We start from the raw sequence: 11,053 nt of genomic DNA on the forward strand, positions 1-11,053 counted from the left end.
TGCTCTGTTAATTTAATAACCTTCACACAGTATAGTACTTCAAACAAAATGTAGATCAACAGCGGTGCAATTATTGACAACCGATCTTCATATGGCAACACCACTTTCTCAAATAACTTAGAGTAAAACAGCGCTCCAAACAATATTAGCTTAATCACAAATGACCACATGTAGGCCATTCCGGTATATATAGGTTGAAGCTTGTTTACGAGCTCAATAGCAGTAGTTACCAATATATAAGCCAATAAATAAAATAGATAGGCATCTAATAAATTGTACCCTAACTCAATTGATGCACTATTTAATATATACTGATGGCCAAGATAAAGTGGCATTGTGATCAGGCTGACTATAAATGATGAAAAAATAAACCTTTTAATCATTACTATCCTTGAGAACTTGCCTGATTACAGAAAAAATAGAAAGAAAAACCGCTAGCAGTGTGATTACCTTACTATATAGTGAAGCTTCATTTTCTAAACGCTCGTCTAAATACCCTCCTAGCAAACTCCCTAAATAAATGGTGATTCCCATTTGGAGGGCAAGCCCCGAGTATTTAATTATCGAATTATACGGCTTTGACTCCTTGGGGTCTGAGGGTGGTGTTGCTTTGGCCATTGTCTCCTATCTTAATTTCCTTTTGTGAGACTCCCATTTTACAACCTCCATTAAATGTAGCTCCAGATTCAACAATGATCTTATTTGTAATAATGTCACCATGAATAACCGCAGTAGGCTTAAGGATTAAAATATCTGTCACCTCAATTTTGCCTTTAACTTCTCCAGCTACTTCAGCATTTTGAGCCAGTATGTTACCTTCAACGTGAGATGACTGACCTAAAGCTACTTTTGATTTGGTCTTTATGTTACCAATTACTTTACCTTCTATTCTTATATTTCCGAAAGTTTCAATATTACCTTCCAGTATGGTGCCCTTTCCTATGATATTGCTTGAATTGCTTATCTCTTCGGCTACTTTATGATCTTCTTTTGAGGCAAACATTATATTTAAATTTAAAAGGTTACAAATTCTTCCGGGTTCACAGAGTTTCCATTAGACCACAACTCAAAATGTAAGTGCGGACCGTCTGTAAGTTCTCCAGTATTCCCAATAATGGAAATAATCTCACCGGCATTCACAAAATTACCAACTTTTTTCAATAATTCAGCATTATGCTTGTATACGGAAATCAGGTTGCCACGATGCTGAACAGCTATAACATAGCCAGAATCCTGAGTCCAGGATGCCATTATAACGGTACCATCGGCCACACATTTTACTGGCTCGTTTTTCTTTGCAACAATATCTACCCCAAAATGTCCTTCCTTTACGCGATAAGGTGCGGATACAAATCCCGATATAGGGGAAAAGAAAAATATCTCTTGAAGCTCATTATAAGAAGCCGAGTTAAAATTGAGTAATGACAGGTCCGTTTGCTCAAATTCTTGCCTGAATTGTGAGTCAACAGGAGACAGCTTATTAACATCTACAGAAGCCGCTATGGTTTGATCTGTTGATGTGGCTGTATTTTCATAGCTTTCATATACATCGGAGGTGTCTCCTCTAAGCACACGTTGAAAGTTCATAATGAAATTATCCTTCTCCTCAACTTCCTGAGAAAGTGAATCCATTTTAACCGCAAGCTCATATAACTTTTTGTTCGCCTCCATTTGAGCATGACGTGGATCAAACCACTGCGCCAACAAGGTCTTAACTAAAAATAGACTCAACGCCATCAATAGTATAAATACTGTGACGGTTAAGAGTATTACCTTAGCATAAGTAAAGCTGAATGTAGTCTTTTCTGCGAAGTTTTCTTCATTCCTGATAATTAGCAGATATCTGTTGACTAACCAGCTCGAAAGTGTCTTTCTAGCTTTCAAATTGAGTGTTTATTTAAATTTGAAGGACGGCAAAAATAGATATTATAAACTATTATTGTATTAAATATGCCATTTTTTACGTTTCATTACAGGTTAAACGAAAACAGGTCCTCTTGTTACATTTAAGACAATTTTTATTTTTTTCAGTGGCTATTTTAATGGCCCTGTTGTTGGATGGTTGCTCGGCAGAACGCAAAAATGTTTTAAGTAAAACATATCATAATACCACCGCCAGGTATAATGCATATTTCTATGCCAAAAAGAGAATTAAGGAGATCGAAGCGGTTCTAAAAGAGAATGTTGATAACGATTACAACAACATTTTAAGAATATACCCCGAGATTGACAGTACACTCGCTACCACCTACCAAGAAAAAATTGACGACTGTATTAAGAAAGCTTCCATTGCCATACAAAGACATAAAAATAGTAAGTGGGTAGATGACAGCTATATTTTTATTGGAAGAGCGCGTCTATACAGCCTTGACTATGTGAATGCCATTGAGACTTTCAAATTCGTGAACACAGAAAGTGAAGATGATGACGCAAGACATGAGGCACTTATAAGATTGCTAAGAACATTCGTAGATTATCAGGAATTTGAAAATGCTGTTGCTGTTGAGGATTATATCAAAAAAGAAAAACTCAATAAGCAAAATCAAAAGCTTTTGTATCTAAATCAGGCGCATCATTATCAGGTTAAGGAAGATTATAATAAAATGGTGTCCAACCTGGTACTTGCTGCTCCATTACTCAAAAGAAAAGATGGTAAGGGTAGGATATACTTTATCATAGGACAGATTTATCAGGAGCTCGGCTTTGATGCAGAGGCCTTTAACTATTACCGTAAATGTCTGGCCAGCAACCCTGAGTATGAACTTGATTTTTACACCCGACTAAATATGGCGCAGGTAACTGAGCTTGGAAAATCAAGTGACGTGAGAGCTGCACGAAAAGTACTGAATAGCCTTCTTAAAGACTCTAAAAACAAGGAATTCAAAGACAAAATCTATTTTGAAATTGCCGAGTTTGAATTAAAACAGGGTAATCGCGACAAAGCTATTGACAACTTTGAGTCATCCATTGCCAGTAGTATCGGTAATCAAAGACAGAAAGGGCAATCGTATTTAAGACTGGGCGAGGTATATTATGACACCCTAAGAAGTTACGAATTAGCACAAGCTTATTATGATAGTGCCATACAGGCTCTTCCGCAAGATTTTGAAAACATAACGTCCATAAAAGCTCGTCAGCAAGTGTTAGGAGAGTTTGTTAAAAATCTCAAAACCATAGAAGTACAGGATAGTATTTTGAGATTATCAACATTAGATTCGGCTGCTATTACTGCAAAACTTAATAGTTATCTTGACGAACAGGCGGAGAAAAGAAAAGAGCAGCAAAAAAAGGAGGAAAGGAAAGCAAGAAGAACACAAGCATCGGCCTTTAATAGTAACACGGGTATTAGTTCTACGGGATGGTATTTTGGAAATCCCTCCGCTGTAGCACTTGGTCAATCTGAATTTAAACGAATCTGGGGCGAGAGACCCTTAGAAGATAACTGGAGGAGATCAATTAAAGAATCAGTCCAGTCACTGAATGTAAATAGCACCCCCACTGATGTTGTGGAAAATACTGATGTAGCTAATGGCCAAACCTCTGCAAATATTGATGCCGGAGCCAATTTAAATGCTTTATATCGAGAAATTCCATTTTCAGAAGACGCCAAACAAGAATCCCTCAATAAGATAGAAGCAGCGTATTATGCTCTTGGCAACATTTACAAATATGATCTTGAAGAAGATGTAAATTCAGCAGATGCTTTTAAGACTCTGATTACGAGATTTCCTGAAACGGAGAATAAACCAGAAGCTTTATATCAGCTTTATCTTATATACAAAGAGCTAAATAATGAAGAATATAATACTTACAAAAACGAACTGCTCAATGATTTCCCAAATACCGTCTATGCTAAGTTAATAGCTAACCCGAACTATACTGAGGAAAGTACAGCTACTAACGAAAAGCTAAAGAAAATCTACGAGAAGGCATATGGCTATTTCACTCAGGAGAACTATGATACCACATTATACATTCTTAATGATGCCATTGAAAATTATGAAGAAACTGTCTTTACATCGCGTTTGAAACTTCTTAAAATACTTGTCACGGGAAAAACAGAGGATATTAACCTGTACCAATATCAATTATCAGAGTTCATTAAGAGCAATCCCGACAGCGAAGTAGCTCCTTATGCAGAAGAACTATTAACAGCGTCAAGAAGTTTTCTTGAACGCAAGCGAAAGCGCCTAGGCACCGAGTATGTGAAGTACCTTGAACAGTCTCACTACTTAGTGTATGTCTACGAACTAAAATCAGGGTTAACTGATGCCATCAGCCAGGCTATTGACAATTATAATGGTAAATTTTCTGGATTGAATTTGAAAACCAGTAATCTCATTTTGAATGATGAATTGGCTATGATTTTAGTTTCTGATTTTGAAAATAAGATTGACGCCTTTCAGTATTATTCAGACTTTATCAAATCTGATCCTATCGATGAAGCTAAACGCAACTCAAAGTTTTATAAATTTGTAATAACAAAAGACAACTTCAATATCTTTTATCAAAGCAAAGACTTGGACGCGTACTTGAAGTTTTTTGAAAAAAACTATATCAATGGAATTAATTGAGAAACTGGGTAAACCAAACTCTAAAATTAAAATAGCATTTAAGGTAATATGGATACTGGCTATAACTGGCTTGATAGTATTGCCTCTTTTTATTTTTACAGTAAGCATTGACTTGGGAGGACTATATGGCGGCATGCCAAGCCTTAAGTCTTTGGAAAATCCGGAAAACGATTTATCATCCGAACTTATTTCATCTGATGGCACTTCACTTGGAAGGTACTATCGGTATAATAGAAGTCAGGCTTTATATGAAGAACTATCTCCTCAGTTAGTCAATACATTGCTGGCTTCAGAAGATCACAGATTCCAAACGCACTCAGGTATTGATTTGCAGGGGCTTTTAAGAGCTGTAACAGGTGTTCTTACTTTTCAATATGCTGGTGGGGGTAGTACAATAACCATGCAGTTGGCGGAAAACCTCTTTAATACAATGTCTGAAAACGAAGGTCTTTTGTACAATGTGCCTGGTTTAAAGCAAGTCATTATTAAAACAAAGGAATGGATAATAGCTGCCCGCCTGGAGAAAAACTTTACTAAGAAAGAGATACTAGCCATGTACCTTAACACTGTCTCGTTTGGTAGCAATGCCTTTGGTATAAAAACAGCTTCAGAAACATTCTTTGCTAAACCCACAGACAGTTTAAACTATCAAGAATCAGCTGTAATCATTGGCCTTTTACAAGGTACAACTGCCTTTAGCCCAATCTACAATTATGACAGGTCGATAATTAAAAGGAATCAAGTGCTGAATAAGATATATCGACATGGGCATATAAATCAAACAGAACTTGACTCTTTAAAACAACTGCCAATAGACGTTTCTGGCTATGGTGTTTCTAATCACAACACAGGACTTGCCACTTATTTTAGGTCCATGATAAAAACTGAATTGACATTATGGGCACAAGAGCACGGATACGACCTATATGAAGATGGATTGAAAATTTATACAACCATTGACAGCAGAATGCAAAAATATGCAGAAGAAGCTGTTGAAAAACATATGGCAGATCTTCAAAAAGTTTTTAATGAGCATTGGAAAGGGCAAAACCCTTGGCGCGATCTGCAAGGCAGAGAAATCCCTGGGTTTCTAGAAAACCGATTTAAAAATACAGAACATTACAGAGCACTGGTAAAAAAATATGGTGCAGGCAATGACTCTATTAAGATAGTAATGAACCTACCAAGAAAGATGACTGTCTTTTCATGGGAAGGTGAGATTGATACAGTTCTCAGTCCATTAGATTCAGTAAAATACTACAAGCACTTTCTACACACAGGCATGATGTCCATGGATCCTCATTCAGGGCATATTAAGGCTTGGGTAGGCGGCATCAATCACAAATTCTTCAAGTATGACCATGTAAGACAAGGTAAGCGTCAGCCAGGGTCAACATTTAAACCTTTTGTATATGGCGCAGCTGTCGAAAATGGTTACCCTCCTTGCTATGAAGTGCCTGATGCTATGGTAACATTTCAGGTTGTAGGTGATCCTCCAACATGGTCTCCCCCTAACCACGATGGCACTTATGGATCTGGTGAGCTAATGACAATTAGGCAGGGATTAGCCAGGTCTGTAAATACAGTGACAGCCTTTTTGATGCAGCAAATTCAACCACAAAATGTAGTCGACTTTGCACACCGCGTAGGTATCGAAAGTGAGTTAGAAGCGGTTCCCTCTTTGTGCTTAGGTGTGAATGACGTATCGATCTTCGAATTAGTAGGTGCTTACAGCACCTTTGCTAACATGGGGATATCGACTAAGCCCTATTATATAAGTAGAATTGAAGATAAAAATGGTAATGTCATCGAAAATTTTGTTCCTAAAACCAAGCAAGCTATAAGCCCTCAAACCGCTTATAAAATGCTATATATGCTTAGGGGTGGTGTCGAAGAACGCGGAGGAAGTTCACAGGGCCTAAGTATGGAATTAAAAATAGACAATGAAATTGGAGGTAAAACAGGAACTACTAACAATGCATCAGATGGTTGGTACATGGGAGTTACTAAAGACCTAGTATCAGGAGTCTGGGTAGGCGGTGACGAAAGAAGTATTCACTTTAGAAACTGGTCCTTAGGTCAAGGTTCAAAAACCGCACGTCCAATTTGGGACCAATATATGCGTAGCGTTTATAGTGACCCAACTCTAGGTTATGAAAAAGGTAAATTTCAGCAGCCTCCAGGAGGAATAGATGTTGCCTTAGATTGCAGCAGATATGGCACAGTTGATTCAGATAGTACAGTTGTTGAAGAACCAGCTTGGGATCCGAATAGCATTAACTAAATGAAGTTCTCCGGTTATAACCTTAACCAGAAAAGTGTACTCCCAAATTCACCAGGAGTTTATAAATTCTTTAATGAGGATCAAAACTTAATATACGTTGGTAAGGCCAAAAGCCTTAAAAAAAGAGTTGCCAGCTATTTTAATAAAAGCTCAAATCATAATAGAAAAACCCATAAACTAATTAGTGAGATTAAGTACTTTGATTTCACTATTGTTAACAGTGAATTTGACGCCCTCCTTTTAGAAAATAATATAATAAAAGAAGAGCAGCCTAAGTACAATATCCTTCTTAAGGATGATAAGACATTCCCTTACATCTGTATTGTAAATGAAAGGTTTCCAAGAATCATCACAACGAGAAAATTAAACAAATCAAAAGGTGAGTTCTTTGGTCCATATTCCAGTGTTGTAGCTATGAATAATGTCCTGGAACTGATTCGTAAACTATATACTATCAGAACCTGTAAGCTCAACTTAGCAGAAAGTAAAATTACCAATGGGGATTTTAAAGTCTGCTTGGAGTATCACATTGGAAATTGCTTAGGCCCTTGTGAAGGACTTCAAACAGAAGAAAATTATAATCAAGATATTAACAGCGCCAGAAATATATTAAAAGGCAATCTCTCAGTTGTTAAAAATCATTTTACCGAGACCATGAACGTCTACGCTGGGGATCTTCAATTTGAAAAAGCTCAATTGGTAAAGGAAAAAATTGATCTTTTGGAAAAATTCCAATCTAAGTCTACTGTTGTAAACCCCAAACTTTCTAACATCTCGGTATTCTCAATAGTATCTGACGAGAAATATGCATTCATCAATTTTCTAAGTATTCACAATGGTGCGATAACAACAGCTCAGACCTATGAGATTAAAAGAGCACTTGACGAATCGGACGAACAGATACTTGAAACAGTAGCATTCAACTTGTTAAAAGAGGAGGTAGACACCAAAAAAGAAATATACAGCAATATACCATTCACAATTGGCGATATTGTCTCTAGTGTTCCTCAAATTGGTGATAAGAACAAGTTAGTGAAACTTTCACTGAGAAATGCTCTTGAATTTAAAAAGAACAAGATATTAAGTAAGCCTATACATGACAAATCAATTCTTATTCTTGAACAGTTAAAAAAAGATCTGCGACTATCCGAATTACCTAAACACATTGAATGTTTCGATAATAGTAACATTCAAGGAACCAATCCTGTAGCTTCAATGGTCTGTTTTAAAAATGGTAAACCTGCGAAAAAGGATTATAGACATTACAATATTAAGACAGTCATTGGGCCGGATGATTTTTCTTCAATGAAAGAAGTCGTAGGGAGACGATATAAGAGACTATTAGAGGAAGATCACTCCTTACCCCAGCTGATTGTTATTGATGGCGGAAAAGGACAATTGAGCAGCGCCTGCGAAGCACTTAAAGCTATTCACCTGTATGGTAAAATACCAATAATTGGAATAGCTAAAAAACTGGAAGAAATATACTACCCTGAAGATCAACATCCGCTGCACATAAGTAAAAAATCATCATCTCTTATGCTGCTGCAACGCCTTCGGGACGAAGCTCATAGGTTCGCTATCACTTTTCACAGGAATAAACGAAGCAAGTCAAGTATTACAAATGAATTAACAAACATTGAAGGTATCGGGCAGAAATCCTATGAGCAGCTGATATCAAAATTCAAATCGGTAAAGAAACTTAAAGCAGCCAACAAAGAAGCACTAATAGACGTGATTGGAGTCAGTAAAGCGAATAAAATCTGGAAATACCTAAAACAAAAAAAGGAGGCCTAAGCCTCCTTTAATATTATATAATTATGTGAGTATTAATACTCCCATAAGTTGTGTTCCTTTTCCATCAATTGCATTTCCCACCACTCAGATGCCATTACAGCTTCTTTACGGTTTTTGTACATATCAATGATTGGATCATCATCTGGATTTTCAAACTTAAAAAGTGATGCTCTAAATAACCTCAAAGTAAATGCGTCTGCAAAATTCTTATTCTCTGCACTGTTATATCTGTTTATCCAGATAGCAGATTCAGGATGATCTCTAAACACATTGTATAATTCTTTGTATTTAAATACACCTAACGGTTTCTCAACACCATCTTGTGTCTTGTCACCAGGAATAAAAAATTGTATAGACTGAATTTGGTGATATAATCTTGATCTTCTTCTATCAAAAATTACATCTTCCATAATTCTCATTTTGCTTATATCTCTTGGAAGATAATTAACGGCAGCTCCTGCGCCTGGATTCGGCTCCCAATCATCTGGATTATCAGGTGCTGAATAAATTTCATCAAATATGGCTGTATAAACCATACCATTATAAGAAACTCGATCACCTTCATAGTAAGTAGCACCGTTTTCCCATGCAGGGAATTCCTGACCTTCCAATTGAACCAATGACTTCATGAAGTCATCTTTTGTCATTTTAGTTTTTAAAGAATCGTTTACATAAATCTCGCTTATCTCACCTGATTTAACAGCATTAAGTATAAACAATGTTATCTCACCACCACGAGCAAAAAAACCTTTGTTTTGCTTCTCTTTAAGGTCAACAGTTCTCCACACCCTTCTTTTGAAAAGGTGCTCATACCTAGCAATAGGGTCAATTGAGTTAGGGTTGTATTGCTCTACATCCCCCAACTGCGCCCATGCAGGCATTGACAAGAAACTTGCCATTAAAACCAACAAACAATTCTTCAACTTAAACATCATTCTTATTAGTTAATTGGAATACTATAAATAGTAGTCAAAGGTTTTACTCTTTCGTTTTCACCCGTATAAGTTCTACGAGTAACGTTCTCTACTTTAATAATCAACTGATCCCCAGGTCTGAATTGACTTCTCCAAGAAGTTAGATTTACACTCTCAGAAGTGAAGTTCTGAACCTTAATTTGTCTACCAGCTCTTGCCAGTTTTACTTCAACTCTTGAAACTCTGTACCTGGCATCCTTTGGTACTTCTCTAGCAAAGTTCTCTTCTGCTTCAGCAGAAACACGCACTTCGGTTAAGGCCCCTCCGCTTACACCTTTCTCAAAATCAACAGGTCTACCTCTATTTGTAACTTTGATATTGGGTGGTGGAACCTTCTTAACATCGAACGTCTCAGTACCCAATGTACTACCAGCATTACTAACTGTCAGTTTAACCTTACTTCTTCCCTTAGGTACAACTGTAATTAAACCTGCTCTATTACCTTTGACAATAGAAGCATCTCCAGAAGAGAATGAAGGATTATAACTAGTACCTAACGCTGGAACTTGAACATCAAGCTCATTACCACAATTCATATAAAGCGCAGATAAAGCTGCAGATCTAACCTGAATAACTGGTTTTACAACGAAATACTTATGGTTAATCTTATATGTAGAGTCATTTAATTCTATCTCAGCTTCGAAACTTTTCTCAGCTAATAAAGTTTTTGAATCATAATTACCAGGCGTTGCAGTAAATTCAATTTTACCATACTTAATTCCTGCCTCGTTTTCACTTGATTCCACCTCTTTGTTATCATACATAAATGTAGGATTAAGACCGGAAGCAGATGCAGTAATAAATAATTCAGCTTCAAATTTAGCTCCTGCTGCTACGGTATTTGAAGCAGGTCGTACCAAAGGAACGATTTGATCAAACTCAACATCCTTAGCCCCAACTTGCTCAGCCAAATCACTAAGAGCTCTTGACTCATAATTCAATAGCTCTGTCTCAAGATGACTAATAGTAGCCATACCTGCAGCAGTTGGTGTTTTCATGAAATAGTACTCTTCAAAAGTCTTATTTGCCTGATCAGGATCATTCTTAGCAATGTCAATATCCTTAGCATCTCTAGCCAAAGGAGTAAATGCTTCTCCAGTCAACTCTGTCAACTTTTTTGAGTAGTCGTTCAACTTCTTCTTAAGCTCAGTACCGTTACCTTGAGTAACCATAAAACTACTAACGATTTCATCGTCCTTAGCACCAACTAATTGGCCATTTTCATCTTTACCTCCAGTAATTTCAACAAACTGATCGCGAAGTCCATTCATGTACTTCTTAATTTCAGCTGTCATTTCACGAACTTGTTTAGCTTTATCTAAAGCTTTTTTATCATCAGGTCTATTCCCTTTTTTCTCAACTTCAGAGTTGATTGCAGATACTAGACCAACATTTTTCTCAACGATTTCTTCTCCTTGCATCTG

9 protein-coding genes are annotated in these 11,053 nt (G+C 36.8%); 3 read left to right on the plus strand and 6 right to left on the minus strand.

What is annotated here, in order from left to right; genetic code table 11:
* From E1140_RS05095 to E1140_RS05110, 4 genes are all read right to left on the minus strand, one after another.
* On the minus strand, positions 1–335 hold a 335-nt coding region (locus E1140_RS05095; protein ID WP_155179771.1), incomplete at its 3' end, for a DUF6168 family protein.
* 40 nt (positions 336–375) lie between these two features.
* Complete coding sequence (locus tag E1140_RS22085) at positions 376–618, minus strand: AtpZ/AtpI family protein (protein ID WP_155179774.1); 243 nt, start codon at positions 616–618, stop codon at positions 376–378.
* Entirely contained in the window at positions 569–1,003 is a 435-nt protein-coding gene (locus E1140_RS05105; protein ID WP_155179777.1) for a bactofilin family protein, read from the minus strand. Before E1140_RS05105 ends, E1140_RS22085 begins: the two co-directional genes overlap by 50 nt.
* An 11-nt stretch (positions 1,004–1,014) precedes the next feature.
* Positions 1,015–1,884 carry a M23 family metallopeptidase gene (locus tag E1140_RS05110; protein ID WP_246202710.1) on the minus strand — a complete coding sequence of 290 codons (870 nt, stop codon included), beginning with the start codon at positions 1,882–1,884 and terminating at the stop codon, positions 1,015–1,017.
* Between the two features lie 146 nt (positions 1,885–2,030).
* Between E1140_RS05110 and porW the strand changes: the two genes are divergently transcribed.
* From porW to uvrC, 3 genes are read left to right on the plus strand one after another with little or no spacing between them, the layout of a single operon-like run.
* Positions 2,031–4,574: a type IX secretion system periplasmic lipoprotein PorW/SprE gene (gene porW / locus E1140_RS05115; protein ID WP_155179780.1), complete on the plus strand. Its 2,544-nt coding sequence runs from the start codon at positions 2,031–2,033 to the stop codon at positions 4,572–4,574.
* A complete protein-coding gene (locus E1140_RS05120) occupies positions 4,561–6,858 on the plus strand; it encodes a penicillin-binding protein 1A (protein ID WP_155179783.1) in 2,298 nt (765 codons plus the stop codon). The genes porW and E1140_RS05120 overlap by 14 nt, the downstream gene beginning before the upstream one ends.
* Complete coding sequence (gene uvrC / locus E1140_RS05125; RefSeq protein WP_155179787.1) at positions 6,859–8,655, plus strand: excinuclease ABC subunit UvrC; 1,797 nt, start codon at positions 6,859–6,861, stop codon at positions 8,653–8,655. It abuts the gene before it with no gap.
* A gap of 32 nt (positions 8,656–8,687) precedes the next feature.
* Here the strand turns inward: uvrC and porN are convergent, their stop codons facing one another.
* Both porN and porM read right to left on the minus strand, forming a co-directional pair.
* Positions 8,688–9,587, minus strand: coding sequence for a type IX secretion system ring subunit PorN/GldN (gene porN, locus E1140_RS05130; protein WP_221412639.1), 900 nt, complete (start codon positions 9,585–9,587; stop codon positions 8,688–8,690).
* Positions 9,588–9,595: 8 nt separating this feature from the next.
* Positions 9,596–11,053: type IX secretion system motor protein PorM/GldM (porM, locus tag E1140_RS05135; protein ID WP_155179793.1), on the minus strand; the 1,458-nt coding region annotated here is incomplete at its 5' end.

It is taken from the genome of Fulvivirga lutimaris (genome assembly GCF_009711525.1).
Classification (GTDB): Bacteria; Bacteroidota; Bacteroidia; order Cytophagales; family Cyclobacteriaceae; genus Fulvivirga; species Fulvivirga lutimaris.

Coding starts and splice junctions, on each gene's coding strand:
- E1140_RS22085 (WP_155179774.1), bottom strand. CDS start 618: ATGGCCAAAGCAACACCACCCTCAGACCCCAAGGAGTCAAAGCCGTAT.
- E1140_RS05105 (WP_155179777.1), bottom strand. CDS start 1,003: ATGTTTGCCTCAAAAGAAGATCATAAAGTAGCCGAAGAGATAAGCAAT.
- E1140_RS05120 (WP_155179783.1), top strand. CDS start 4,561: ATGGAATTAATTGAGAAACTGGGTAAACCAAACTCTAAAATTAAAATA.
- uvrC (WP_155179787.1), top strand. CDS start 6,859: ATGAAGTTCTCCGGTTATAACCTTAACCAGAAAAGTGTACTCCCAAAT.
- porN (WP_221412639.1), bottom strand. CDS start 9,587: ATGTTTAAGTTGAAGAATTGTTTGTTGGTTTTAATGGCAAGTTTCTTG.